Raw genomic sequence first — 26,129 nt, 5'->3', positions numbered from 1 at the left:
CGCCGCAGCCGGAATCGTCGGAACGGACGAAAGTGCCGCGTCGCGCTTCAGGGGGCCGGCAGCAGCGCCGACCAGCGTGCGCGCACCGCGTCGGGCAGCGGTGCGGGCCGGTGCGTGGCGGGATCGATGGCGACCAGCACGGCTTCGCTGTCGGCCTGCAGTGCTACGCCGTCGAACAGGCGGCAGCGCAGCGCCACCGAACTGCGGCCAAGCGCCTGCACGCCGGTGCGCAGGCGCCAGGTGACCGGCACGGGCGTGGCGCGGTGCACGCGCAGGGCGATGTGGGCCACCATCACGTCGACGCCGCCCGTGAGCGGAAGCCGGCTGGGATCGGTGCCGCCATCCAGCCACCAGCGGGAGCGACCGTGCTCCAGGTAGCGGGCCAGCGCCACGTCCGACAGCAGTCCTTCGGCGTCGACATCGGCATACCGGGTGGCCAGCAGCTCCTCGATGGCCTGGTTGGCGGGCGCACCGAAGGCCGCATGCACCTGCGCGGGCAAGGGGCGCGGCTGTTCGTGCAGGCGCAGCTGCTGCACGAGCGCCGCGGGCAGCGGCACGCGCTCGCCGTCCTGCCAGGCCGCCAGCTCGGTGTGCTGCAGGCCGATGCAGCGGCCCTGCTGGAAGAGGGCGGTGGCGATGTGGGCCGCCTCGGCATCGACGCACGGCAGCGCCACGCCAGCCTCCAGCGCCTCGGGATAGGCGCCCTCGGCCAGGAAGTCCGTCCACAGCCCGGCGGGCCGCAGGCGCAGGCCATCGCCCGCAGCCTGCGGCAGCACCGCATCGAGCCAGTGGATGCGCGCCTCGATGTGCAGGCCGATCACCGCGGCATTGTTCAGGTGCCGCAGCAGGTCCAGGTCGGCATGGCGCGGCGCCAGGGTCGTGTGCCAGCCGTAGGCCTCGCGCGCCTGGCGCCAGCCCTGGCGGCGCATGGCTTCGTGAGGAGGGGCGCCAACACCGCTCATGCCGTGGGCAGCTGGTAGTCGCGGTACTGCTCGCGCAGCCGCGTCTTGAGCAGCTTGCCCGTGGCGGTGTGGGGCAGCTCGGGCACCACCACCACGTCGTCGGGCAGCCACCACTTGGCGATGCGGGTCGACAGGAAGTCGAGCACCGATTCCTTGGTGGGCTGATGGCCCGCGCGCGGCACCACCAGCAGCAGCGGACGCTCCTGCCACTTGGGATGGGCCACACCGATGATGGCCGCCTCCGCCACGCCCGGATGGCCCATGGCCGCGTTCTCGACGTCGATGGACGAGATCCACTCGCCGCCGGACTTGATCACGTCCTTGGCCCGATCGACCAACTGCAGGTAGCCGTCGGTGTCGATGGTGGCCACGTCGCCGGTGCTGAAGTAACCCTCGTCGTCCATGGGCGAACCGCCCTCGCCCTTGAAATAGCCCGAGGCGATCCACGGGCCCCGCACGCGCAGGTGGCCGCGCGACTGGCCGTCCCAGGGCTGCACCTCGCCGGCATCGTCCACCAGCTTGAGGTCCACACCCCACACGCCGCGGCCCTGCTTGAGCTTGACCTTGACCAGTTCGTCCTCGGCCATGGTGTCGTGCTTGGGCAGCAGCTTGCTGATGACGCCGATGGGGCTGGTCTCGGTCATGCCCCAGCCCTGCACCACCTGCGCGCCGAACTGCTTCTCGAAGCGCTCCAGCATGGCGCGCGGCACGGCGGCGCCGCCAATGCCGATCATCTTGACGCCCAGCGCGCGCGGGTCGATCTCGGGGTGCGCGTCCAGGTACTGGAAGAGCATCAGCCACACCGTGGGCACGCCCTGCGAGAAGGTGACCCGTTCGTCACGCATCAGCGTGTAGACGCTCTCGCCATCCATGTGCGGCCCCGGGAAGACCAGCCGCGTGCCCACCATGGCCGCCGCATAGGGCGTGCCCCAGCCGTTGGCGTGGAACATGGGCACGATCAGCATCACCGTCTCTCGCGAGCTGATGCCGAAGGTATCGGGCGCCAGCTCCATCAGCGTGTGCAGCATCGTCGAGCGATGCGAATAGAGCACGCCCTTGGGATTGCCGGTGGTGCCGGACGTATAGCAGAGCGAGGAGGCCGTGCGCTCGTCGAAGTCGGGCCAGTCGTAGCGCTCGCTCTGGGCGGCGAGCAGCTCGTCCCAGCAGCGCAGGTCCGGCAGGTCCAGCGCGGGCATGTGCTCGCGCGAGGTCATGCAGACGTAGGTCTTCACGGTCTTGAGCTTCGGCGCCAGCTTCTGCACCAGCGGCGCGAAGGTGACGTCGAAGAACAGCACGCGGTCTTCGGCATGGTTGGCGATGTACTCGATCTGCTCCGGAAAGAGCCGCGGGTTGACGGTGTGCAGCACGGCGCCCGTGCCCGAGACGCCGAAGTACAGCGCCAGGTGGCGCCAGCTGTTCCAGGCCAGCGTGGCCACCCGTTCGCCTCGCTGGATGCCCAGCGACTGCAGCGCGTTGGCGATGCGGCAGGCGGCATTGCGCACGCCCAGCCAGTCGGTGCGGTGCGTGCCGCCCTCGGGCAGGCGCGAGACGATCTCGGTGCGCGGATGGAAGCGCGCCGCATGCTCGATGAGCGACGAGATCAGCAGCGGGCGGTCCTGCATCAGGCCGAAGAGGGGTTCGGACATGGCGGTGTCTCCTGGATGCGGTTGCGGTGCGGTGGCGTCAGCTGCCAAGCAGCTCGCCGAAGGGCACGTAGCGCGTGCCGTCGAAGCGCACCGGCTGCATCTTCTTGATGGGGAAGAAGTCGTCGGCGCCGGTGCTGAGCGTGACGCCCGGGTAGAGCATGGGCAGCGCCATCTTCAGGCTCGCGGCCTGCTTCATGACGTTGGCGCGGGTCAGGTCGTCGCCACAGCGGCGCAGCACCTCGGCCAGCGTCTGGGCCTGCGAGTAGCCGATGACGTTGAGCGAGTCGTTCGGGTCGCCCGCCGGGTAGTACTGCTTCATGAAGGCCAGGTAGTCGGCCAGCTCGCGCGTGCCCTGGTTGCTCGGGTCCGAGGGCTCGCGCAGGTAGGTGGCGGTGATGATGCCCTGCGCGTTGTCGGCACCGGCCGGCTTGATGACGGAGCTGATCGACAGCGACACGCTCACCAGGTAGTGGGCCGGCTTCCAGCCGATGTCGGCCGCCTTGCGGATGGATTGGGCCGCGAACTTGGGCGTGGTGATGTTGATGAAGGTGTCGGCGCCCGAGCCCTTGAGCGCGACCATCTGGCTGTCCACCGTCGGGTCGGTCACCTCGTAGGTCTGCTGGCTCACGACGAACTGCCTGGCCTTGTCGCCGAAGCCGTCCATCACGCCCTTGAGGTAGTCCTTCCCGAAGTCGTCGTTCTGCATCAGGATGCCGACCTTGGCATTGGGCCGGTTGGCCATGATGTGGCGCGCGAAGAGCGCGCCTTCGAGCTGGTAGGTGGGCTGCCAGCCCATGGTCCACGGGAAGTTCTTGGGGTCGCCCCAGCGCGTGGCGCCGGTGGAGACGAACAGCTGCGGCACCTTGCGCTGGTTCATGTAGCGCTGCACGGCCTGGTTGTGCGAGGTGCCCAGCGCGCCGAACATCAGCAGCACGCCGTCGCGCTCGACCAGCTTGCGGGTCTGCTCCACGCTCTGGGCCGGGTTGTAGGCGTCGTCGGCCGACAGGTAGCTGATCTTGCGGCCGTTGATGCCGCCCTCGGCATTGAGCTTGGCGAAGTAGGCCGCATGGGTCTTGCCGATGGTGCCGTAGGCCGAGGCCGGGCCGGAGTAGGGCACGAAGTTGCCGACCTTGATCTCGGTGTCGCTGGCCCCGGTGTCGTACTTCTTCTGGGCCTGCGCGGCAGGCGCCAGGGCCAGCAGCGAGAAGGTGGCAAGCGCGGCCCCCAGGCCGCGTGCGATGGAAAGGCGCATGGTTGTCTCCTGGTTGTCGTCGGCCCGTTCTGTGTGGTGTGGGCCTTGGTGCGGGGTCGCGAGGCGATGGTAGGAATCGCCTCTGCCGGTGCCCATCGTCGGTTCCGACGATTGGGCCGATGCCTTCGCAGTCAGCGTGCGCTGCGGGGCGGAAACACGGGCTCGCGCTTCTGCACGAAGGCACGCACGCCTTCGGCGAAGGCGGCGCCGTCGATCAGTTCGCGCTGGCGCTCGGCCTCGTAGTGCAGCTGGTCGGCCAGGCTGCCGGTGGCGGCGGCGTCGAGGGCGTGCCGCGCCTCCATCGCGGCATGGGCGGGCAGGCGGGCCAGGCGGCGGGCGAGGGCGAGCGCCTCGTCCTGCAGCGCGGCGTCGTCCGCGCAGCCCCACACCAGGCCCCAGTCCAGCGCCTGCTGGGCCGACAGGCGCTCGCCCAGCAGCGCCAGGCCCATGGCCCGTGCGCGGCCCAGCCGGCGTTCGATGAACCACGTGGTGCCCAGGTCGGGCACGATGCCCAGCCGCGGCAGGAAGGGCAGGAAGAAGTAGGCCGAGCGGGCCATGAGCGTGAAGTCGCCCGCCAGCGCCAGGCCAGCACCAGCACCCGCCGCCGCGCCATTGACGGCGCAGACCACCGGCATGGGCAGGGCCTGCAGGTCGAGGATGAGCCGGTTGGACAGCGCATGCATGGTGTCCGCCGTGTGCGCGCCCAGCGAGCGCCCATCGCCGGCCGGCACGCCGCCCATGGACTGCAGATCGGCACCCACGCAGAAGCCCTTGCCCTCACCGGTGAGCACCAGGGCGCGCACGCCGGCATCGGCGGCCAGCTCGGCCAGCCGCGCACGCAACTGCTGCTGCAGGCCGATGCCCAGCGGGTTGAGGCGGGCGGTGTTGCACAGCGTGAGCACGGCCACCTCGTCGTGGCGATGCAGGCGGAGCACGGTGTCGGTGTCGGCGGTCATGCGGTTTCCTTGGGCGTTGAAGGTCGAGGCGAAGAGGGCTCAGCCACGGCGCGCGAGCCGGGCCCGCAGCCGGTGCAGCAGCCCCATCACCCCGCCGGGCATCACGAACATGAAGAGGATCAGCACCACGCCATACACGGCCCAGGGCGCGGACTTGGACACCTGCTCGGCCAGACCCGGCACGAAGAGGATGAACAGCGCGCCGAACAGCGCCCCCCACAGCGTGCCCACGCCGCCCACCACGATGCCCACCAGCAGCGAGATGGACAGGAAGAAGGTGAAGGAGTCCGGCGCCACGAACTGCACCGCGATGGCCGCCAGCGCGCCACCCACGCCGGTGTAGCCGGCGGAGACGGCGAAGGCCATGGACTTGGCATGCGCGTTGTTCACGCCCATGGCCTCGGCCGCCATGCCGTGGTCGCGGATGGCCCGCAGCGCCAGCCCGCTGCCGCTGTCGATCAGGTTGCGCGCGCCCCAGAACAGCAGCACCGCCACCGCCAGCGCATAGAGGTAGAACCACTGGTCGGCATCCAGCGGCAGGCCGAAGGGTGCTTCAGGCTTGGTCAGCACGATGCCGCCCACGCCGCCGGTCCAGGCCTCCAGATGCTTGTACTTGAGCAATTGCGGCATGGCCACGCCAAGCGCGAAGGTGGCCAGCGCCAGGTACAGGCCTTCGAGCTTGAGCGCCGGTCGCCCGAAGAGGTAGCCCACCCCCAGGCTCACGATGCCCGCGGCCGGCACTGCGAGCCAGTAGGGCACGCCGCCACGGTCCATGAGGATGCCGGCCGCATAGGCGCCGATGGCATAGAAGGCGCCGTGGCCCAGCGAGATCTGGCCGTTGTAGCCGGTGAGGATGTTCAGCCCCACCAGCGCCACCGCATAGGCCAGCACCATGGTGGCCTGGAAGAGCTGGTAGCCCTGCGCGATGAAGGCCAGCGCGACGCCGGCCACGATCAACGCCAGCGCGAAGACGGATGAGGGCGAGAGCCGCCGCCTCACGGGCGCCGCCTTCGGCGGCATGGCATCGGAGCTGAGCAAGGTGGACATGACGTTCAGACCCTCTTCACGATGCGCCGGCCCATGAGGCCGGCCGGCCGCACGATGAGCACGCCCACGATCAGCACCAGCGCCACGGAGAGCTTGAGCTCGGTGCCCACCACGTAGCTGCCCATCAGGTTCTCCAGCACGCCCACCAGGAAGCCGCCCACCACCGCACCCACCGGGTTGTCGATGCCGCCCAGCAGCGCGCCGGCGAAGGCATAGAGCAGCACGCCGGTCATCATGTGCGGGTCGAGGAAGACCACCGGCGCCACCATCATCCCGGCCACCGCGCCGATGGCGCCGGCCAGGCCCCAGCCCAGCATCAGCATGCGGCCCACCGAAATGCCCACCAGCCGCGACGAGGCCGGGTTCTGCGCCGCGGCCCGCATGGCCAGGCCCAGCGGCGTGAGGCGGAAGAAGCCGAAGAGCAGCGCCACGATGGCCAGCGCCACGGCGATGGCGCCCACCTCGTGCGCGGACATCAGTGCGCTGGCGTACCAGGCGTCCTTGGGAAAGGGGCTCGGGAACTCCTTGATCGTGTAGCCGAAGAGCCAGCCCGCCAGGCTGTGGAAGACCACCAGCAGCCCGATGAAGACCACCACCTGTGCCAGGTCGGTGGCCTTGTGCATCGGCCGGATGATGGCGAACTCGACCGCCGCGCCCACCACGAAGGACAGCGCCACCGTGGCGAAGAAGGCCGCCCAGTAGGGCAGCCCCGCCTGCATCAGCGACCAGGCGATGAAGGTAGAGAACATCGCCATCTCGCCCTGGGCGAAATTGATGTGGTGCGTGGCCTGGTAGATCATCACCAGTGCCAGCGCGACGGTGGCATAGATGCCGCCGGTGGCGAGGCCCGCGAAGAGCTGGTGCAGGAATGCGTCCATGGTTCTCAGAAGGTGTGAATGAATCCGGCGTGGTCGAGCGGGCTGCCAAAACGCGGCCGATCAAGGCGCAAAGCGCAGCCATAGCTCGGGCTATGGCGAGCATTTGCAACGCGGAGTGGGCGTGCTTTGGCAGGACGAGCGGGCATGACGGGTTCGTTCACACCTTCTTAGCCTCCCAGGTAGGCGCGGCGCACCGCGTCGTTGCGGCCCACCTCGTCGCTCGTGCCATGCAGCACGATGCGGCCCGTCTCCAGCAGGTAGGCGGTGTCGGCCAGTTCCAGCGCCAGGCGCGCGTTCTGCTCCACCAGCAGGATGGCCATGCGCTGCTCCCGGTTGATGCGCCGCATGATGGCGAAGATGTCGCGCACCACCAGCGGTGCCAGGCCGAAGGAGGGCTCGTCCAGCAGCAGCAGGCGCGGCTCGCCCATCAGGGCGCGGCCGATGGCCAGCATCTGCTGCTCGCCGCCGGAGAGGGTGCCGGCCTGCTGCGCGCGCCGCTCCTTCAGCCGAGGAAAGTAGGTATAGATGCGTTCCAGCGCCTCGGCCATGGCCGCGCGGCCCGGATGGCGCGGCCGGGCCTGGGCGCCCAGGCGCAGGTTCTCCTCGGCCGTGAGGTGCGCGAAGGTGCCGCGGCCGTCGGGCACATGGCCCACGCCCAGGCGGGCGATCTGCTCGGTGCTGCGGCCGTCGATGCGCTCGCCGGCCAGCCGCACCTCGCCGCGCACCGAGACCATGTGCCGGCAGATGGCGCGCAGCAGCGTGGTCTTGCCCGCGCCGTTGGCACCCAGCAGCGCCGTGACGCGGCCTTCGGGCACGTCCAGGTCGATGCCGTGCAGCACGGCGGTGGGGCCGTAGGCGGCATGCAGGCCGCGCAGCTCAAGCAGCGCGGGCATGCTGGCGCACCTCCAGGGCCGGCTCGGCGGCACCCTCGTCGCCCAGGTAGGCGCGGACCACCTCGGGATGGCGGCGCACGGCCTCGGGCGTGCCCTCGGCGATCTTGCGGCCGAAGTTGAGTGCGACCACCTTGTCGCTCACCCGCATGACCAGACCCATGTGGTGCTCCACCAGCAGCACCGTCAGGCCCAGCCGCGCACGCAGCGCGAGGATCAGGTCGCCCAGGCCCTCCAGCTCCTCGTGGTTGAGGCCGCAGGCAGGCTCGTCCAGCAGCAGCAGCCGGGGGCGCGCCGCCAGGGCGCGTGCCAGCTCGACCCGCTTCTGGGTGCCGAAGGGCAGGTCGGCGACGCGGCGGTCGGCCACGGCGCCCAGGTCGAGCAGGGCGATGAATTCCTCTGTGCACGCCTGGGCCTCCTCCTCCAGCCGCCGCACGCCGGGCAGGCGCAGCGCGTCGCGCAGGAAGCCCGCATGCTGGTGGGTGTGCGTGCCCACGCGCACGTTCTCGCGCACCGTCATGCTGGCGAAGAGCGCCAGGTTCTGGAAGGTGCGGCCGATGCCCAGCGCCGCCATGCGGTGGCGCGGCAGCGTGTCCAGCGCGCGGCCGGCGAACGCGATGCGCCCGGCCTGCCAGCCGTACAGGCGCGAGAGGCAGTTGAACAGCGTGCTCTTGCCCGCGCCATTGGGCCCGATCAGGCCGCAGACCTGGCCGGCGGCCACGTCGAAGCCCACGCCGTCGAGCGCCACGATGCCGCCGAAGCGCACCGACAGCCCCTCGATGCGCAGCAGGGGCGTGGCGGCGGCGTGTCTGTCTCCGAAGTCCTGGGTCATGGAAGTCCTGCCCTGGTGTTGTGATGGAAGGGCCGGCGCGCGCCGCGCACGCCGGTCCGTGGGGCCTCGCTGACGGGCCCCGGCGTCAGCGTGCGCTCAGAGCCGCTCGACGATGGTCACGTTGGCCATGCCGCCGCCTTCGCACATGGTCTGCAGACCATAGCGGCCGCCGCGGTCGTGCAGGGCATGGACGAGCGTGGTCATCAGCTTGGTGCCCGAGGCGCCCAGCGGATGGCCCAGGGCGATGGCGCCGCCATTGACGTTCAGGCGCGCCGGGTCGGCGCCCGTCACTTGCAGCCAGGCCAGGGGCACGGGCGCGAAGGCCTCGTTGACCTCGAACAGATCGATGTCGTCGATCTTCATGCCGGCCTTCTGCAGCGCGCGCTGCGTGGCGGGGATGGGCGCCTCCAGCATGATCACCGGGTCGTGGCCGATCATCGTCATGTGGTGGATGCGCGCGAGCGGCTTGACGCCCAGCGCCTTGAGGCCGCGCTCGTTGACCACCATCACGCCGGTGGCGCCGTCGCAGATCTGGCTGGCGGTGGCCGCCGTGCAGCGGCCGCCCTCCTGGATCAGCTTGACGCCGGCGATGCCCTCCAGCGTGGCGTTGAAGCGGATGCCCTCGTCCACCGCATGCGGCTGGCCCTCGCCCTCGGCGCCGCCTTCGGCGCTGCGGGCTTCGACCGCCAGAATCTCCTTGGCGAAGCGACCTTCGTTCGTCGCGGCCACGGCGCGCTGGTGGCTCTGCAGCGCGTAGACGTCGAGCTGCTCTTTCGAGAGGTCGTACTTCTTGGCCATCATTTCGGCGCCCATGAACTGGCTGAACTCCACGCCGGGGTAGCGCTTCTGCATGGCCGGGCTCATGTAGCCGCCCAGGCCGGCCTTGAGCGGCAGGGCGTTGGGCGTGAACATGGGCACGCGCGACATGCTCTCCACGCCGGCGGCGATCACCACGTCCATGCTGCCGCTCATCACCGCCTGGGCCGCGAAATGCAGCGCCTGCTGCGAGGAGCCGCACTGCCGGTCGACCGACGTGCCAGGCACCGACTCGGGCAGCGACGAGGCCAGCACCGCATTGCGCGCCACGTTGGTGGCCTGCTGGCCCACCTGGCTGACGCAGCCCATGATCACGTCCTCGACCAGGGCCGGATCGGCATCGGCGCGGCGCACCAGCTCGTCGATCACCTGGGCAGCCAGGTCCACCGGGTGCCAGCCCGAGAGTCTGCCGCCGCGCCGGCCGCCGGCGGTGCGGGTGGCGGCGACGATGAATGCTTCTGCCATGGTGTCTCCAGTCTCCAATGCGGTTCGTCGGAAGTCCGCGTGGATTCTGGGCGGCGAGGGCGGCGGCGTCGCTCGTCCGAAGCGACGAATTTCGGTGGCCGAGAGGCGCGGCGGTACCTCAGCCCGCCTGCGCCAGCGCCCGGGCGGCGTGCTGCAGCGCCGACGCCAGCCCGGACCCGGGGTCCAGCCGCAAGGCATCGCGCGCCAGCAGGCGGCCTCGGCGGTGGGCCTGCGCCGGACTGCGCACGGGCCGCGCCAGCCGACGCAGCCAGGCCTGTGCGCGGCGGCGGTCGGCGTCGGGCCATGCGTCCTGCGCCAGCATCTGCCCGAGCGCGAGCACCGCCTGCCCGGTGGCCAGAACGGCCAGGCCTTCCCGTGCGGCACGCCCCGGTGCCAGCCCGGCCGAGTCGGCGCAGCGGACCAGGCGCAGCACGCGGTGCTGCAATCGGGCCCGCCACACCGCGGCCCGTTGCCAGGCCTGCGGCTGTGTGGCCATGGCCGCGACCTCCGCCCGCATCAGCGCCGACAGCTGCGCATAGCGACGCCGGCCGCCCGGCGGAAAGACGAGGCGGAAGGCCGCCAGCGCCACCAGCGGCCCGGCCACCACCGCCGCCGTCTCGGCCAGCCCCGTCGACCAGGCGAACGCCCGGGCATGCATGGGCTGCAGGAGCAGCAGGCCGACGAGGTTGAAGTCGAAGCCGAAGCGCGCCGTGCGTGGATGCGCCAGCACGAAGGCGCCGGCCAGCACCAGCGGCAGGCACATCAGCAACCGCCCGAGCGCACCGTCCACCCACGGCCAGAGCAGGGCCTGCACCGACAGCGCCGCGGCGGCACCGAGCAACTGGCCGCAGAAGACCGAGCGCATGATCCGCGCCGGGTCGTCGGCGGTGGAAAAGAGCGTGGTCATCACCGCCACGCCCAGCATGAGCAGCGGGGCCGCGGCCCAGCCGGTCGTCAGCCACAGCACCCCGATGAGGCCGAGCGTGAGCACGGAGCGCAGGAAGGTCTCGCGGGCGGCGATCCAGTCGCGGTGCAGCACGGCGGTCGGTTCGAAGGCTGCCTGCGGCTGCGCGCAGGATGCAGGGCCGCTGGCGGCGCCGCGTTGCGTCGGCGAAGCTGCGGCGCTTTCGATGCTCACGGCCGCCGCGCCGAGGCGACGCAGCACCGCAGCCAGTTCGGCGTCCTGCGCTTCGGCGACCGCGGCGGCCTGAAGGAGCGGAGGACCCACCGGCCGGCCGGCGACGGCGGCATCGAGCGTGGCCTGCAGGGCATCGGCCAGCGCGGCGCCATCGGCGCGGGCGGGCGCCTGAGCCCCCGGCCACCACAGCAGCAAGCCGACCTGGGCCGTCAGCGCCTGGCGCAGCGCGCGCACCTCGCGACGGGAATCGAGGCGGCCGGCGACCTGCAGCTCCAACCCTTCCTCCAGGCGCGCCAGTTCGGCCAGCTGGGTGTCGCGCGCCGTGTGTGCGAGCGGCACGCCGGTGCGCGCCCAGGCGGCCAGTTCGCGCAGCCGATCCAGGCAGAGGGTGCGCATGCGAAGGTGCAGCGCATCGGCCGGCGGCCGGGCAGCGAAGCGCAGGCTCACGGCCAGCGCCACCACCACGCCCAGGCCGATGGTCAGCAGCCGGTCGAGGCCGAAGGCCGCGATGTGCGTCGGATGGCTGGCGTCGAGCAGCGCCACCATCGCCGCCGAATAGCCGGCCAGCAAAGTGCCGTAGCTCGCGAAGCCGCGCAGCAGCTGGCCTGCCCCGGCGCACAGCCCGGCCCACAGCGCCAGCCCGGGCACCAGCACCGCCGGCGAGCCGTGGCCCAGGGCCACCAGCGCGACGCCATAGGCGGCACCGGCGGCCGTGCCCAGCAGGCGGAACAGGCTTTTCTCGATCAGGTGGCCGCGCAGCGGCTGCGCCGCGATCCAAACGGTCATGGCCGCCCATTGGGGATGGTCCAGGCCCAGCAGGCCCCCCAGCAGCAGCGCCATGCCCGAGCCGGCCGCGGTGCGCAGGGTGAACGCCAGGCGGGCAGGCTCGAAGCCGAGGCGGCGCGCGAGGCGTTCGAAGGAAGGGGCACCGGCGGCCGAAACGGCCGGGGGGGCCCTCATGCTCCGGACTCCAGGGCTGCGATGCCTTCGCCGATGCGGTCAAAGCCATCGAGCAGCGCCTGCAGCTGTGCATCGTCCAGCCCGGCGAGCATGCGGCCTTCCACCCGGTCCAGCACCGCCTGGATGCGACGCACCACCGCGCGCCCGTCGCGGGTGAGGAAGAGCCGCCAGGTGCGGCGGTCCTGCGGATCGTCGCGGCGCTCGATCCAGCCGGCGCGGGCATGCTGGTCCAGCAGCCGCACCAGGCTGGAGCCGTCGATGCCGATGCGCTCGGCCAGCTCCCGCTGCGTGAGCCCGCCGCCCGCCTCGGCCAGGTACATCAGCGGCGGCCAGCCCGCGTCGGTCAGGCCCAGGGCGGCAAGTTGCGCGTCCAGCGCCCGGCGCCAGCGACGGGCCAGCACGACGAAACGCATGCCGAAGCGCTGGCGGGGCAGGGCGGGGGTGTCGTCATTCATGGGGCGGATGATAGGCCAATCATTTGGATCCCAACGATTTGGAGGGGATCGATCCCGACTCCGGGCCGGCCGCCCGCCGATGGGCGAAAGTCCCGCCGAGGAGCAGGCGGCGAGGTCTGTCGTTTGACAGTACGAGGCTCCGCTGACAGACTAGTTGTCTGACCAGTTCAACAGGGGAGCTTTTCGATGCACACATGGCCCGTCCAGGACGCCAAGGCGCGGTTCAGCGAATTCCTCGATGCCTGCCTGGCGCAAGGCCCGCAGATGGTGACCCGCCGTGGCGCCGAAGCGGCCGTGCTGGTGCCGGTGCAGGAATGGCGCCGGCTGCAGTCGGCGGCGCGTCCGTCGCTCAAGCAGCTGCTGCTGTCGGACGACGGCCGCACCGATCTGCTGGTGCCCGCTCGCGGCCAGGCGCGCAGGCGCAAGGTGGAGCCGCAGCGGTGACGCAGGGCTACCTGCTCGACACCAACGTCGTCTCCGAACTGCGCCGCCTGCGCCCGCACGGCGGGGTGGTCGCCTGGCTGAAGTCCCTGGACGATGCGCAGTTGCATCTTTCGGCGGTCTCGCTCGGCGAGATCCAGGCCGGCATCGAGCTGACGAAGGAGCAGGATGCGGCCAAGGCCCAGGAGATCGAGGCATGGCTCGCGCAGATCGCCAGCGCCTACAACGTCCTGCCCATGGACGCCGCGGCCTTCCGGGTCTGGGCGCGGCTGATGCACCGGAAGTCCGACACGCTCTACGAAGACGCCATGATCGCCGCCACCGCACAGATCCATGGCCTGACCGTGGCCACCCGCAACGTGGCGGACTTCAAGGCGCTGGCCGTCGAGGTGTTCAATCCCTTTGCGCGTTCAGTGCATGATTTGCCCTGACTTTTCTGAATAGCACGTCGCTTGATGGGCGGGCCCGCGCAACAAGGCTTGATCAGACATCTACATGGCATCTCCATGCACAAGTTCACGCTGCTTCACTGGCTCGTCATTGTCCTCGTCATCGTGATGGACCACTTCACGCGGAACAAGTGAGGCCCGTTACCCAGGCGTAGCGATCACCGCGGCGCCATCCGGATCGCCCCATCCAGCCGCACACATTCCCCGTTGAAATAGCCGTTGGTGATCATCGTCTCGGCCAGGTGCGCGTACTCGGCCGGGTTGCCCAGGCGCTTGGGGAAGGGCACCGAGGCCGCCAGCGCCGCCTTGACGTTGTCGGGCGCGCCCTGCAGCAGCGGCGTGTCGAAGATGCCGGGCAGGATGGTGTTGACGCGGATGCCCTCGCCCATCAGGTCACGGGCGATGGGCAGGGTCATGCCCGCGACGCCGGCCTTGCTGGCCGAATAGCTGGCCTGGCCCATCTGGCCGTCCACCGCCGCCACCGAGGCGGTGTTGACGATGGCGCCGCGCTCGCCATCGGCGAGCGGTTCCAGCGTCAGCATGCCGGCCGCCGACTTGGCGATGCAGCGGAACGTGCCCACCAGGTTGATCTGGATGATGCGGTCGAAGTTGGCCAACGGAAAGTGCTTGATCTCGCCGGTGGCCTTGTCCCGGCTGGCGGTCTTGACGGCATTGCCGGTGCCGGCGCAGTTGACCAGCACCCGCTCCTGCCCGTGCGCGGCGCGGGCCTTGGCGAAGCCGGCATCGACCGAAGCCTCGTTGGTCACGTCGACGGCGCAGAACAGGCCGCCGATCTCGCGCGCCAGCGCCTCGCCGGCCGCTTCGTTGAGGTCGAACAGCGCGACCTTGACGCCGTGCGAGGCCAGCCGCCGCGCGGTGGCGGCGCCCAGGCCGGAGGCACCGCCGGTGACGACGGCGGCGATGGTGGCATCGAGTTGCATGAAGGGACTCTCCTGTGTCGTGGTGAAGGACGCCTGCCAAGGCGGCAGGCGACGGCGTGTGGGGGTTCAGAGCGGGTGGAAGCGCCGCTGCTGCGCCGCCATCTGCCGCAGCAGTTCGGGCGGCGCATAGGCGGGGCCGTGCGCGGCATGGGCCTCCAGCCGTCGCAGCAACTCGGACGCACCCAGCCAGTCGGCGTACTGCAGCGGTCCGCCCAGCCAGGCGGGAAAGCCCACGCCCAGCAGCAGGGCCATGTCCAGCTCGGCAGCGCTGGCGACGCTGCCGTCCTCCAGCGCGGCGATGGCCTCGGCCAGCAGGGGCAGCATCAGGCGTTCCACGATGGCCTCGTCGGCCATGGGCGTGAAGCCGCCGGGCGCCAGGTCCGCCAGCAGGGCCTGGGCAGCGGGGTCAGCGCTGCGGCGCGGCTTGCCGGCCGCGTCGCGTTCGTAGCGGTAGAAGCCGGCGCCGCTCTTCTGGCCCAGCCGGCCGGCGCGCACCATGCGGTGCACCGGGTTGGCGTCGATGGCGCGCATGCGTGCGGGGTGGCCAGCGGTGATCACGTCGCCCACATGGGCGCCGGTGTCCATGCCCACCACGTCGTTGAGCCAGGCCGGGCCCATGGGCCAGCCGAAGGCCTCCATGGCGCGGTCGACGGCGGTGAAATCCACGCCCTCGGCCACCAGTTCGTTGAAGGCATTGAAGTAGGCGGTGAGCACGCGGTTGACCAGGAAGCCCGGACCGTCGGCCACCACGATGGGCGTCTTCTTCATGGCCAGGGCATAGGCCACCGCGGCGGCCACAGCCGCGTCGCTGGTCTGCGGGCCGCGCACGACCTCGACCAGCGGCATGGCCGGCACGGGGTTGAAGAAATGCATGCCGACCAGGTTCTGCGGCCGGGCCAGCGGCGTGGCGATGTCGGCCAGGCGCAGGCTGGAGGTGTTGGTGGCGATCAGCGCATCGGGCCGCAGCTGCGGCTCCAGCGCGGCCAGCACCTGCTGCTTGACCTCCAGCCGCTCGACGATGGCCTCGACCACCAGGTCCGCCGCATCCAGGCCCGCGTCGTCCAGCTGCGGCGTGATGGCGGCCAGCACCGCGTCGGCCTTGGCCTGCGACAAGCGGCCCGCCTGCACGCGGCGGCCCAGCTGTCTGGCAGCCTCGGTCATGCCCAGATCGAGCTGGTCGGCGCGGATGTCCTTCATGCGCACGGGAATGCCGGCCAGCGCGCTGCTGAAGGCGATGCCGCCGCCCATGATGCCGGCGCCAAGGACGGCGGCCCGGGCCGGCGCCTTTGCACCGGCGGCCTGCTTCTTCGCCGCCTTGCGCACGGCCTGTTCGTTGAGGAAGGTGCGCACCAGCGAGGCCGCCGCCTGCGTGCGCGCGACCCGGCCGAAGGCCTCGGCCTCCAGCCTCAGCGCCTCGTCGCGCGGCTGCGACGCGCCCTCGGCCATCATGGCCAGGGCCATGGGCGCGGCAGGCTGATGGCGACCCAGGCGCGGGGCCAGCTCTTCCAGCACCTGCTGCGCCGTGGCCGCGAAGGTGGCGGCATCACCGGGCAGGGCACTGCGCTTGCTCGCGACCTGGGCGCGCCAGTCCACCTCGCCGGCGACGCAGCGGCGCAGCAGGGCCAGCGCCTCGTCGCGCAATGCATCGGGTTCGGCCACGGCCTCGACCACGCCAGCGGCACGGGCCGTGCGCGCATCGGCCGGCGTGCCGGTGGCGACCCAGCGCATGGCCGTCGCCAGTCCCGCCACGCGGGCCAGGCGCACGGTGCCGCCGAAGCCCGGGAACAGGCCCAGCTTGACCTCGGGCACGCCCACCTGGGCGGCAGTGGACATCACCCGCAGCGTGGCGGCCAGCGCCAGCTCCAGCCCACCGCCCAGCGCATAGCCGTTGATGGCGGCCACGGTGGGCACGGGCAGGTCTTCCAGCGCGACGAAGACCTCGTTGCTGCGGCGCACGCCGGCCGTGATGGCCTCGGCGCTCTGCTGGAAGGTGGCGCCGAACTCGGTGATGTCGGCGCCGACGATGAACACGTCCTTGGGGCTGGTGACCAGCACGCCCTGCAGGCCGGCGTCGGCCGCGAGCAGGGCCACGGCCTCGCGCAGCTCGGCGACGGTGCGGGCGTCGAACTTGTTGATGGCCTCGCCGCGGCGGTCGAAGACAAGCTCCACCAGCCCATCGGCCAGGGGGTGCAGGCGGATGCTGTTTCCTTCGAACACGGTGTTGTCTCCTGGGTGTCTCGGCCTTCGATGCCGAGGGCAGTCTAGGAATCGCCCCTTCTTGCGGCCATCGTCCAAACCGACGAAAGTGGCCGGCCGCCGCCGCGCGGCCCTTGTCACTCCGCGCCACGCGCGCCGCCTCGTCCCATGTCCGCCCCGCCGCCTTCCGTGCCCGTCCAGCCCGCCAAGCTCAGCCCACCCGCACCGCCTGCGGCGCAGGTGCTGCGGCAGGCCATCGCTCGGCAGGTGCACGAGGCGGCCCGCGCCCGGTTGCTGCTGGTGCGCGCGCCGGCCGGCTTCGGCAAGACCACCGCCATGCGCCAGATACGCGACCGCTTCGAGGCCGAGGGCATCGCCACCGCCTGGCTCACGCTGGACAGCGCCGACAACGACGTGCCGCGCTTTCTGCAAGGCCTGGGCGCGGCGGTGCAGGCCCTGGGCATCGAGCCCGCACCGGGCAGCGGCCGGGGCGACCCCATCGCAGCCCTGGGCCATGACGCGCTGCCCTTCGCGCTCTTCCTCGACGACTTCGAGGTGCTGCAGTCGCCCGCCGTCATCGGCCTGGTGCGGCAACTGCTCGACGGCCTGCCGCGCCAGGCCCAGCTGGTGATCGGCTCGCGCAGCCTGCCCGATCTGGGCCTGGGTCGACTGCGGGCCCGCGGCCAGCTGCTGGAGATCGATGCCGCCCTGCTGCGTTTCTCGGCCGCCGAGGCCGAGGAGTTCTTCCGCCTGCGCGGCAAGGCGCTGCCACGCGACACGCTGGAGCGCCTGCTGGCCAAGACCGAGGGCTGGGCCGGCGCGCTGTGGCTGGCCTCGCTGGCGCTGCAACGGCATGGCGCCGCGGGCAGCGACTTCGTCGAGCGCTTCTCGGGCTCCGACCGCGCCGTGGCCGATTACCTGGCCGAGGACGTGCTGGCCCAGCAGAGCGAGGAGGTGCGCGACTTCCTGCTGCGCACCAGCGTGCTGCGCGTGCTCGACGCACAGGTGTGCGCCGCCGTGGCCCCGCGGGCCGACTGCGCGGCGCTGCTGGCGCAGCTGGAGGCCGGCCACCTCTTCCTGGCGCCGCTGGCCAGCGATGCGCGCAGCTACCGCTACCACAGCCTGTTCGCCGACTTCCTGCGCGCCCAGCTGGCACGCGAGCGGCCCGGCGACGTGGCGCGGCTGCACCTGGCGGCCTCCGGCTGGTACGAGGCCCAGGGCCGGCCGGTGCCCGCCATCGACCATGCCATCGAGGGCGGCGACCATCCGCATGCGCTGGCCCTGCTGGCACGCCATGCCGAGCGCTTCCTGGAGGAAGGCCGCATGCGCCTGCTGGACCGCTGGTTCGCCGCGCTGCCGCCCGAGCAGCTGGCCGGCCAACCGCTGCTGCAGATGGTGGCCACCTGGGCCGAATGCTTCACCCGCGGGCCCTGGCAGGCGCTGCAGCGGCTGCGCGCCAGCGGCTGCGAGACCAGCGAGGACGCCGCCGTGCGCGCCCATGTCAACGGCCTGCAGCCGCTGCTGCTGGCCATGCAGGACCATCCCGAGGACGCCTACCCGGTCGGCCAGGCGAACCTGCGGCGGCTGCCCACCTGCCGCGCCTTCGCCGACAGCGCGCTGGCCAATGCCATGGCCTACATCGTCTCGGTGATGGGCGAGCAGCACGAGGCCCACCGCCTGCTCGACGCCGCCCGCCGCAGCCAGGCCGGCAGCATCTTCAACCGCATGTACACCGAGGCCATGGAAGGCGTGCTCGATCTGGCCGAAGGCCGGCTGCGCCAGGCCGCCGCGCGCTTTCGCGTGGCCCTGTCCGCCACGCCGCGCAGCGCCTCGTACAACCCCACGCAGGGCAATGCCTGGGCCGGCGTGCTGCATGCCGGCGTGCTGTACGAAAGCGACGACCTGGCCGGCGCCGAGCACCTGCTGAGCGTGTACCTGCCGCTGGCCCGCGACGTCGGGCTGCCCGACCACGTGATCGCGGCCTACCGCATGCGGGCGCGCATCGCCTTCCTGCAGGGCGACGTGGACAGCGCCTTCCAGCTGCTGACCGAGCTGGAATACCTGGGCCACGACCGCCAGCTGCCGCGCGTGGTGGCCAGCGCCAAACTGGAGCACGCGCGCCTCCTGATGCTTCAGGGCAACCGCGACGCGGCCGCCGACATGCTGGAGCGCGCGGACGACGCCGCCGTGTGGGACCGCGTGCGCCGCCTCAACCTGCCGGCCCACCCGGTGGACGACATCGCCATCGGCCGCTGGCGCTGGCAGCTGCGCTTCGGCGACACCGAGGCCGTGCGGCAGGCGCTGACCCCCGCCATCGCCGAGGCCGACACACTGGCGCGGCGGCACCGGGCGCTCAAGCTGCGCGTGCTGCTGGCGCTGGCCCAGGCGCGCGCAGGTGCGGCGGCCGAGGCGCAGGCAGTGCTGGCCGCCGTGCTGGCCGAGACCGCGCGCGAAGGCTTCGTGCGGCTGCTGCTGGACGAGGGGCCTGCATTGGCGCCGCTGCTGCGCGCCCTGCAGGCCGACCGCGCCCGGCTGGACGAGGCCGGGCCCATCTATGCCGACCATGTGGCGCGCCTGGCCGCCGCCTTCGGCGAGGTGCACGAGGACGAGCCGGCCGCCGGCGACGCCCCGCCCGCACCGCTGGCCGAGCCGCTGACCCGCAAGGAGATCCGCGTGCTGGAACTGCTGGCCGCCGGCTATTCCAACGCGGCCATGGCAGAGAAGCTGTTCGTCTCGGACAGCACCGTGCGCACCCACCTGCGCAACATCAACCTCAAGCTCGGCGCCCGCAGCCGCACGCAGGCGGTGGCGCTGGCGCGGCAGGCGGGGGTGGTGCGGTAGGGCAGGCGCCTCCCCGACCGCGAACCTCATCAATCAGGAGCCCCGTCCATGACCGATCTCTCCTCCTCTGCCCCGCAGACGAGCGTGCACTACGCCGCCGACGGCCCCGTCTGCACCATCACCCTCGACCGGCCGCACAAGCGCAACGCGGTCGACGGCGCCACCGCCGAAGCGCTGCGAAAGGCCTTCGAACGCTTCGAGGCCGACGACGCGCTGCGCGTGGCGGTGCTCACCGGCGCCGGTGGCCACTTCTGTGCGGGCGCCGACCTGGCGGCCGCCACCGACCCGGCCGCGCGCAATGCGCTGGATGCCCGCGGCGAAGGCCCCGGCCCCATGGGTCCGACGCGCATGGCGCTGGCCAAGCCGCTGATCGCCGCCATCGAGGGCTACGCCGTGGCCGGCGGCCTGGAACTGGCCCTGCTGGCCGACCTGCGCGTGGCCGCCGACGACGCGGTGATGGGCGTCTTCTGCCGCCGCTGGGGCGTGCCGCTGATCGATGGCGGCACCGTGCGGCTGCCGCGCCTGGTGGGCATGGGCCGGGCGATGGACCTGATCCTCAGCGGGCGGCCCGTGCCCGCGGACGAGGCGCTGGCGATGGGCCTGGTCAACCGCGTGGTGCCCCGTGGCGACGCCCTGGCCGCCGCCCACGCCTGGGCGCGCGAGCTGGCGGTCTTTCCGCAGCAATGCATGCGGGCCGACCGCCGCTCCGCCTATGCGCAGTGGGATCTGCCGCTGGACGAGGCACTGCGGCAGGAGGGCGCGAACGGCGTGCCGGCCTTCTTCGCCGAGGGTGAGGCGGGCGCTGCGCGCTTCGCAGCGGGGGCGGGGCGGCACGGGCGCTTCGGCGAGATGCCCCGGTGATGACGAGGTACTGACAAAATAGAGACATCGTCCCTACGTTTTCAGGAGCCGCCATGCCCAAGGAAGCCGTCTTCACCATGAAACTCGAGCCGGAACTGCGCGACGCCTTCATGGCGGAGGCGCAGGCCAGCGACCGGCCGGCTTCGCAGATCGTCCGGGAACTCATGCGCGACTTCGTCCAGCGCCAGCGAGACGCGAGGGACTACGACGCTTTCCTGCAGGACAAGGTGGCCACGGCCCGCGCACAACGCGCCGCCGGCCAGCACGCCAGCGCCGACGAGGTCGAGGCCCGATTTGCCGAGCGCCGCGCCCGGCTCCAAGCCCGCGCGGACGCAAACAAGCCTTGAAAGTCTTCTGGACCTCGGCCGCAGAGCAGGATCGGGCGGACATCCTGGACTTCATCGGCCGGGACAAGCCCCTGGCCGCCATCGGCATGGACGAGCGTTTCGGCGACGCGGCTGGCCGCCTGTCGGCGCACCCGCTGCTGGGGCGCGCAGGCCGCGTTGCCGGCACGCGCGAACTCGTCGTGCACGAGAGCTACAGGCTGGTCTACGAAGTGCACGACGACGCGGTCTGGATTCTGGCGCTCGTTCACACGGCCCGCCGGTGGCCACCCGCCTGATCGACGCCGGGCGACGCGGCCCTGCGCCGCCCCCTCATCCAACAACGCCGCCGCTCGCATGAGCATCTCCGACATGGCGCCGCATCACGCGCCGCCCTTGCCACTGAGCATCGCCAGCGGGCCGACGCGGCCTTGGATGCGGCGCGGCGGCTCCTATGATCCGCGCGCGCATTCCCGCTCCCTCTGCATCGCTTTCCACCATGCTCAACGGCCTGTGGCTGTCCTTCTTCCTCGTCGCCGCCGTGGCGGGCTTTTCGCGCTGGCTGGTGGGTGGCGACGCGACGGTCTTCGCCGCCATGGTCGAGGCACTGTTCGCCATGGCCAGGCTGTCGGTGGAGATCATGCTGCTGCTCTTCGGCACGCTCACGCTGTGGCTGGGCTTTCTGCGCATCGCCGAAGCGGCCGGCCTGGTGGCGCTGATGGCGCGGGCGCTGGGGCCGCTCTTTCGGCGGCTGATGCCCGAAGTGCCGGCCGGCCATCCGGCACTGGGGCTCATCACCATGAACTTCGCGGCCAATGCGCTGGGCCTGGACAACGCGGCCACGCCCATCGGCCTGAAGGCCATGCGGGAGCTGCAGACGCTCAACCCACAGCCCGACACGGCCAGCAATGCGCAGATCCTGTTCCTGGTGCTCAACGCGTCCTCGCTCACGCTGCTGCCGGTGACCATCTTCATGTACCGCGCACAGCAGGGCGCGGCCGATCCGACGCTGGTCTTCCTGCCCATCCTGCTGGCGACCAGCGCGTCGACGCTGGTGGGGCTGCTGTCGGTGGCGCTGGTGCAGCGCCTGAAACTGTGGGATCCGGTGGTGCTGGCCTACCTGCTGCCCGGCGCGGCGCTGCTGGCGGGCTTCATGGCGCTGCTGGCCGCGTTGTCGGCGCAGGCGCTGGCGCAGCTCTCGTCGCTGATGGGCAATCTGCTGCTGTTCGGCATCGTCATCGTCTTCCTCGTGGTCGGCGCGCTCAGGCGGGTGGCGGTGTACGACCGCTTCATCGAGGGCGCCAAGGAAGGCTTCGACGTGGCCAAGGGCCTGCTGCCCTACCTGGTGGCCATGCTCTGCGCCATCGGCGTGCTGCGGGCCTCGGGCGCGCTGGACCTGCTGCTGGACGGCATCCGCTGGTGCGTGGCGCAGACGGGCTGGGACACGCGCTTCGTCGATGCGCTGCCCACCGCGCTGGTCAAGCCCTTCTCGGGCAGCGCGGCGCGGGCGCTGCTGATCGAGACCATGAAGACCCACGGTGTGGACAGCTTCCCCGCGCTGGTGGCCGCCACCATCCAGGGGAGCACCGAGACCACCTTCTACGTGCTGGCGGTGTACTTCGGCGCGGTGGGCATCCAGCGGGCGCGGCACGCGGTGGGCTGTGCGTTGCTGGCCGAGCTGGCGGGCGTGGTGGCCGCGATCGCCGTCTGCTACTGGTTCTTCGGGTGAGGCGCCGGGCCTTCTTCAACCCCCTTCATCGGCCAGCGGCGCGCAGCGCCTGACGCCTGCATCTGCACCTGCCTGACCCTGTCACTGCCCCCGGCAAGCGGCCTGCGGGACAATGCCGGCCGACCGCCTCCCGCCACCAGGCCCTCTTCCGTGACCGCACCCCTCCAGGCCCAAGCGCCCGACTTTTCCGCCGCCGAGTTCCGCGCCGCCCTGGGCATGTTCGCCACCGGCGTGACCATCATCACGGCGCGGGCCGCCGATGGACGGCTGGTGGGTTTCACGGCCAACTCCTTCAACTCGGTGTCGCTGACGCCGCCGCTGGTGCTGTGGAGCCTGGCGCGCAGCGCGGGTTCGATGCCCGACCTCAGCGCGGGCTCGCACTACGCGGTCAACATCCTGGCCGCCAGCCAGAAGGCGCTGGCCGAGCGCTTCGCCGCACGCGGAGTGGACCGCTGGGTGGGCGTGGACTGGGCCCCAGGCGTGGCCGGTGCGCCCGTGCTGGAGGGCTGCGTGGCCAGCTTCGAATGCTTCAACCGCAGCCGCTATGAAGAAGGCGACCACGTCATCTTCGTCGGCGAGGTGGAGCGCTGCGCGCATCGGGCCGGTGTGGCCCCGTTGCTCTTCCACGGCGGCCGCTTCTATACCGAGCACCCGCTGTAGGCGCGACGAATCCGGCCTCAGCCGCGACGGCGCATTGCGGCCAGCAGCCGCTCGGTTCGGGGACCGTAGGGCGGATGCAGCAGGCTGCCCAGCGACCAGCGCGACTGCACCAGCACCGCCTTCTCGTGCGTGAAGCGCAGGAAACCCGCCTCGCCATGGGAGGCGCCCCAGCCGCTGTCGCCCACGCCACCGAAAGGCAAGCGCGGATGGGCGATGTGCACCAGCGTGTCGTTGATGCTCACACCGCCGCTGGTGGTCTGCTGCAGCAGGGCATCGCGGGCCGCGCGATCCTCCCCGAACCAGTACAGCGCCAGCGGCCGTGGCCGCGCGTTGATGAACTGCACGGCCTGCTGCGCGTTCTCGCAGGCCAGCACGGGCAGCACCGGACCGAAGATCTCCTCCTGCATCAGCGCCATGTCGGGCGTGGCACCCAGCACCAGGCGCGGCGCCATCTGGCGCGCATCGGCACCGTCGGCGCCCAGCACGCGCACCTCGGCGCCGCGCGAGACGGCATCGTCCAGCAGGCGCGCCAGCCGCTGGGCGTGGCGGTCATCGATCAGCGCGGTGTAGTCGGGATTGCCGCCGACGGTCGGGAACATGCGCCCGGCGGCCCGCCCGATGGCATCCGCCAGTGCGGCATGCATGGCTGCCGGGGCGAGCAGGTAGTCGGGGGCAATGCAGGTCTGCCCGGCATTGAGCAGCTTGCCATGCGCGATGCGCGCTGCCGCTTCGTCGATGCGGCAGGACGGGTCGACGACGCAGGGAGACTTGCCGCCCAGCTCCAGCGTGGTGGGCGTGAGGTTGGCGGCCGCCGCCGCAGCCACATGCCGCCCGACGACGGTGGAGCCGGTGAAGAAGAGGTGGTCGAAGGGCAGGCCGGCGAATTCCGCAGCCAACGCCGCGTCGCCATTGACCACGCAGAACTCGTCGGCCGCGAAGTGCTGCGCCACCAGCTCGCCCGTGAGCGCCGAGGTGCGGGGCGTCCGCTCGCTGGGCTTGAGCATCACGCGGTTGCCGGCCGCCATGGCCGTGGCAGCAGGCCCGAGCGACAGCAGCAGCGGATAGTTCCAGGGCGAGAGCACGCCCACCACGCCCAGCGGTTGCCGCTGGATCCATGCACGCGCCGGTTGCAGGGTGAGCGGCGTGCGCACCCGGCGCGGCCGCGACCACGCGCGCAGATGGCGCAGCGCGTCGGCCACGCCTTCACGCAAGAGGAGCATGTCGGCGATCTCGGTCAGCGGTGCCGAGCGCACGCCGAAATCGGCCTGCACCGCCTGGGCGAGCGCCGCGCCGTGCTGCTGGAGCAGGCCGCGCATCCTCAGCAGGCGGTCGCGGCGCAGCGCGAGCGGCGTCTCCGGCTGGGCGCGGCTGGCGGCGTGCTGGGCGTCGAACATGGCGTGGAGCGCAGGCGTCATGGCAAGGGGCGGTGTCGAAGAAGGTGCCGCATGATGCCCCGTGCCGGACGGCGGCGGTATGGGTCATGCCCACCGCCGCCGCACGCCACACCATCGCAGGGCCCAGGTGGGCCTGGCGAGCAGCCGGCGCCTGCCGCTGCTCAGCCAGCCGGCGCCGTCGCTGCGGCGCCGTAGGTGGCCGCAAAGCGGGCCTGCAGATAGGCCTGCGTGGTGACCGGCGAGTGCCGCGGCGTCTCGCCCGGCGGCACGCAGCTGGGGATGGCGCTGACCAGCGCCTCCGGATTGGGGTCGAGGAAGAAGGCGATCGAGTAGCGCTCGGCGGCCGGCCGCACGACCCGGTGGGGCGTCGACAGGTAGACGTCGTTGGTCCAGCGCATCAGGCAGTCGCCGATGTTGCAGACGAAGGCGCCGGGCAGCGGCGGCACGTCGATCCATTCGTCGCGGGCGCGGCCCTGCACCTGCAGGCCCGAGACGCCGTCGGTCGCCAGCAGGGTGACGTTGCCGTAGTCGGTGTGGGCGCCCGCGCCCACGCCCTGGTCGGCCGCCTGCCCAGCGGGGTAGTGCAGCAGGCGCAGTGTGGCCAGGGGCCGGTCGATCTTGTCGGCGAAGAAGTCCTCGGGCAGGCCCAGGTCCAGCGCGAAGGCCGCATGCAGGCGGCTGGCGGCGGCAAACACGGCATCGAAGTAGGCCTGCACGGGCGCACGCCAGCCGGGCAGGGCGGGCCAGGCATTGGGCGGGCGCGTGGCCTCGTCGGTCCAGATGAGGTTGAAGGCCTCCTTCTGGTCGGCGCCGCGCTTCTCGTCCAGCGCCTCCACGCCCATGCCCACATAGCCGCGGTTGTGGCTGAGCGAGGCGTAGGCCAGCGCGGCCTTGTCGGCCACCGGCTGGGCGAAGAAGTCGCGGCTGGCGGCGAAGGCGCCGTCGATCACTTCGGCCGGCACGCCGTGGCCGGTGATGGCGAAGAAGCCGATGTCCCGGCAGGCGGCGCCCACCTCGGCCGCCACGCGGCGACGGGCGTCGGCATCGGGCGAGGCGAGGGCGGCGATGTTGATGACGGGGATGGTGGAGGCAGCGGTCATGGCGGCGGGCAAAGGCGTTGAGGAAGGTCGGCGGGCAATCGTGACGCGGCGGGCTGCGCGGGCAGGTTGGCGGGCCCTTCTAGCGTTGCAGGCTCAGCCGGTAGCGGAAGGTGTCGGCGCGGTAGACGGCGCTTTCCACATGCACCGGCGTGCCGGTCTGGTCATGCACGACGCGTTCCACCTCCAGCACGGGCGCGCCAGTTTCGAGCTTGAGCAGGCGGGCATCCGCCGCGCGGGCGGTGCCGGCGCCGATCTCCAGGTCGGCCCGGCCGACGGCGATGCCGCCCTCGTGCTCGAACACGTCGATCAGGTCGCGCTGGGAAAAATCCACCCGCGACAGCCGCTCGCCCAGCGTCACCAGCAGCCAGGAGTTGTTGACCGACAGCGGCTCGCGCTCCAGGTAGCGCACGGTCTGCAGGTGGTAGACGGTGGTGTTGCCTGACAGGCCCAGCTTCTGCGCCACGGCGGCGGGGGCCCGCACCTCGCGCCAGGCCAGGCGCTTGTTGCTGACGGCGCGCGCCTCGGCGGCCAGCGCCTCGTTCAGGCCCTGCAGGCGGTTGAGGCTCTGCGCCGCTTTCGGGTGCGAGACGAACGCACCCTTTCCGTGCAGCTTGACGATCAGGCCCTCGGCCTGCAGCGCGCCGAGCGCCTGGCGCACGGTGATCCGGCTGACGCCATGGGCCGCCTGCAACTCGGATTCGGACGGCAGCTTGTCGCCCGGTTTCAGTCGGGCGTCGAGGATGGCGGCGCGCAGTTCATCGCGCAGGCGGGCATGCAGCGACTGGGGAATCTCAGCCAAGGCGCGGCCCTTCCGCACGGCTGGCATGCCGCTTGCATCGCTTGTTATAACTTGTCATAACGAGTAGATTCTCGCACCGTCGAGGTGCTTTTCCATCC

The 26,129-nt window shown here is 71.7% G+C and carries 24 protein-coding genes; 8 read left to right on the top strand and 16 right to left on the bottom strand.

Features of this window, described 5'->3' with window-relative positions:
• Positions 1–47: 47 nt before the first annotated feature.
• The 11 genes from ACT54X_RS00895 to ACT54X_RS00845 form a co-directional block, all read right to left on the bottom strand.
• The gene (locus tag ACT54X_RS00895) at positions 48–929 is read right to left on the bottom strand and encodes a thioesterase family protein (RefSeq protein WP_476344514.1); all 882 of its coding nucleotides are present in this window, start codon (positions 927–929) and stop codon (positions 48–50) included.
• Between the two features lie 29 nt (positions 930–958).
• Positions 959–2,608 (bottom strand): long-chain-fatty-acid--CoA ligase, encoded by a 1,650-nt coding sequence (locus ACT54X_RS00890; RefSeq protein WP_476344512.1) that lies wholly within the window; start codon positions 2,606–2,608, stop codon positions 959–961.
• 37 nt (positions 2,609–2,645) lie between these two features.
• Positions 2,646–3,860: an ABC transporter substrate-binding protein gene (locus ACT54X_RS00885; RefSeq protein ID WP_476344510.1), complete on the bottom strand. Its 1,215-nt coding sequence runs from the start codon at positions 3,858–3,860 to the stop codon at positions 2,646–2,648.
• 131 nt (positions 3,861–3,991) lie between these two features.
• On the bottom strand, positions 3,992–4,816 hold the full coding sequence (locus ACT54X_RS00880; RefSeq protein WP_294366287.1) for an enoyl-CoA hydratase-related protein: 825 nt from the start codon (positions 4,814–4,816) through the stop codon (positions 3,992–3,994).
• A gap of 39 nt (positions 4,817–4,855) precedes the next feature.
• Positions 4,856–5,863 carry a branched-chain amino acid ABC transporter permease gene (locus tag ACT54X_RS00875; protein WP_476344508.1) on the bottom strand — a complete coding sequence of 336 codons (1,008 nt, stop codon included), beginning with the start codon at positions 5,861–5,863 and terminating at the stop codon, positions 4,856–4,858.
• A 5-nt stretch (positions 5,864–5,868) separates the two neighbouring features.
• The gene (locus ACT54X_RS00870; protein WP_058640558.1) at positions 5,869–6,741 is read right to left on the bottom strand and encodes a branched-chain amino acid ABC transporter permease; all 873 of its coding nucleotides are present in this window, start codon (positions 6,739–6,741) and stop codon (positions 5,869–5,871) included.
• Positions 6,742–6,908: 167 nt separating this feature from the next.
• A complete protein-coding gene (locus ACT54X_RS00865; RefSeq protein WP_476344506.1) occupies positions 6,909–7,634 on the bottom strand; it encodes an ABC transporter ATP-binding protein in 726 nt (241 codons plus the stop codon).
• On the bottom strand, positions 7,618–8,463 hold the full coding sequence (locus ACT54X_RS00860; protein WP_476344504.1) for an ABC transporter ATP-binding protein: 846 nt from the start codon (positions 8,461–8,463) through the stop codon (positions 7,618–7,620). The genes ACT54X_RS00865 and ACT54X_RS00860 overlap by 17 nt, the downstream gene beginning before the upstream one ends.
• A 96-nt stretch (positions 8,464–8,559) precedes the next feature.
• Entirely contained in the window at positions 8,560–9,744 is a 1,185-nt protein-coding gene (locus ACT54X_RS00855) for an acetyl-CoA C-acetyltransferase (protein ID WP_476344502.1), read from the bottom strand.
• Between the two features lie 118 nt (positions 9,745–9,862).
• Complete coding sequence (locus ACT54X_RS00850) at positions 9,863–11,842, bottom strand: FUSC family protein (RefSeq protein WP_476344500.1); 1,980 nt, start codon at positions 11,840–11,842, stop codon at positions 9,863–9,865.
• Positions 11,839–12,297, bottom strand: a complete 459-nt coding sequence (locus tag ACT54X_RS00845) for a MarR family winged helix-turn-helix transcriptional regulator (protein ID WP_294366275.1) — start codon at positions 12,295–12,297, stop codon at positions 11,839–11,841. Before ACT54X_RS00845 ends, ACT54X_RS00850 begins: the two co-directional genes overlap by 4 nt.
• A gap of 186 nt (positions 12,298–12,483) precedes the next feature.
• On the opposite strand from ACT54X_RS00845, the gene ACT54X_RS00840 reads away from it, so the two are divergent.
• Both ACT54X_RS00840 and ACT54X_RS00835 read left to right on the top strand, forming a co-directional pair.
• Positions 12,484–12,741, top strand: a complete 258-nt coding sequence (locus ACT54X_RS00840) for a type II toxin-antitoxin system Phd/YefM family antitoxin (RefSeq protein ID WP_294366273.1) — start codon at positions 12,484–12,486, stop codon at positions 12,739–12,741.
• Positions 12,738–13,169 (top strand): type II toxin-antitoxin system VapC family toxin, encoded by a 432-nt coding sequence (locus ACT54X_RS00835; RefSeq protein WP_294366271.1) that lies wholly within the window; start codon positions 12,738–12,740, stop codon positions 13,167–13,169. Before ACT54X_RS00840 ends, ACT54X_RS00835 begins: the two co-directional genes overlap by 4 nt.
• Before the next feature lie 176 nt (positions 13,170–13,345).
• Here the strand turns inward: ACT54X_RS00835 and ACT54X_RS00830 are convergent, their stop codons facing one another.
• Together ACT54X_RS00830 and fadB are read right to left on the bottom strand one after the other, a co-directional pair.
• The gene (locus ACT54X_RS00830) at positions 13,346–14,128 is read right to left on the bottom strand and encodes an SDR family NAD(P)-dependent oxidoreductase (RefSeq protein WP_017757521.1); all 783 of its coding nucleotides are present in this window, start codon (positions 14,126–14,128) and stop codon (positions 13,346–13,348) included.
• A gap of 66 nt (positions 14,129–14,194) precedes the next feature.
• The gene (fadB, locus tag ACT54X_RS00825) at positions 14,195–16,345 is read right to left on the bottom strand and encodes a fatty acid oxidation complex subunit alpha FadB (RefSeq protein ID WP_476344497.1); all 2,151 of its coding nucleotides are present in this window, start codon (positions 16,343–16,345) and stop codon (positions 14,195–14,197) included.
• A gap of 147 nt (positions 16,346–16,492) precedes the next feature.
• On the opposite strand from fadB, the gene ACT54X_RS00820 reads away from it, so the two are divergent.
• The 6 genes from ACT54X_RS00820 to ACT54X_RS00795 all read left to right on the top strand — a co-directional run bounded on the left by ACT54X_RS00820 (position 16,493) and on the right by ACT54X_RS00795 (position 22,738).
• Positions 16,493–19,165, top strand: coding sequence for a winged helix-turn-helix domain-containing protein (locus tag ACT54X_RS00820; RefSeq protein ID WP_294366263.1), 2,673 nt, complete (start codon positions 16,493–16,495; stop codon positions 19,163–19,165).
• A gap of 48 nt (positions 19,166–19,213) precedes the next feature.
• A complete protein-coding gene (locus ACT54X_RS00815) occupies positions 19,214–20,026 on the top strand; it encodes a crotonase/enoyl-CoA hydratase family protein (RefSeq protein ID WP_294366262.1) in 813 nt (270 codons plus the stop codon).
• 53 nt (positions 20,027–20,079) lie between these two features.
• Positions 20,080–20,373, top strand: a complete 294-nt coding sequence (locus ACT54X_RS00810; protein WP_017758263.1) for a hypothetical protein — start codon at positions 20,080–20,082, stop codon at positions 20,371–20,373.
• Positions 20,370–20,648 (top strand): type II toxin-antitoxin system RelE/ParE family toxin, encoded by a 279-nt coding sequence (locus tag ACT54X_RS00805; protein ID WP_017758264.1) that lies wholly within the window; start codon positions 20,370–20,372, stop codon positions 20,646–20,648. Before ACT54X_RS00810 ends, ACT54X_RS00805 begins: the two co-directional genes overlap by 4 nt.
• Positions 20,649–20,848: 200 nt before the next feature.
• Positions 20,849–22,078 (top strand): nucleoside recognition domain-containing protein, encoded by a 1,230-nt coding sequence (locus ACT54X_RS00800; RefSeq protein ID WP_294366259.1) that lies wholly within the window; start codon positions 20,849–20,851, stop codon positions 22,076–22,078.
• A gap of 150 nt (positions 22,079–22,228) precedes the next feature.
• On the top strand, positions 22,229–22,738 hold the full coding sequence (locus ACT54X_RS00795; RefSeq protein WP_294366258.1) for a flavin reductase family protein: 510 nt from the start codon (positions 22,229–22,231) through the stop codon (positions 22,736–22,738).
• A gap of 17 nt (positions 22,739–22,755) precedes the next feature.
• Here ACT54X_RS00795 and ACT54X_RS00790 read toward each other — a convergent pair whose 3' ends face one another.
• The 3 genes from ACT54X_RS00790 to ACT54X_RS00780 all read right to left on the bottom strand — a co-directional run bounded on the left by ACT54X_RS00790 (position 22,756) and on the right by ACT54X_RS00780 (position 26,031).
• The gene (locus tag ACT54X_RS00790; protein ID WP_294366257.1) at positions 22,756–24,153 is read right to left on the bottom strand and encodes an aldehyde dehydrogenase family protein; all 1,398 of its coding nucleotides are present in this window, start codon (positions 24,151–24,153) and stop codon (positions 22,756–22,758) included.
• Positions 24,154–24,293: 140 nt separating this feature from the next.
• Entirely contained in the window at positions 24,294–25,232 is a 939-nt protein-coding gene (locus ACT54X_RS00785; protein ID WP_294366255.1) for an isopenicillin N synthase family dioxygenase, read from the bottom strand.
• 79 nt (positions 25,233–25,311) lie between these two features.
• Positions 25,312–26,031 carry a GntR family transcriptional regulator gene (locus ACT54X_RS00780; protein WP_294366254.1) on the bottom strand — a complete coding sequence of 240 codons (720 nt, stop codon included), beginning with the start codon at positions 26,029–26,031 and terminating at the stop codon, positions 25,312–25,314.
• Between the last annotated feature and the right edge of the window lie 98 nt (positions 26,032–26,129).

This window comes from Pseudacidovorax sp. DMC4, assembly GCF_056314265.1.
Note: the sequence above shows the minus strand (reverse complement) of the source record. Positions and strands in the feature narration are given on the sequence as shown.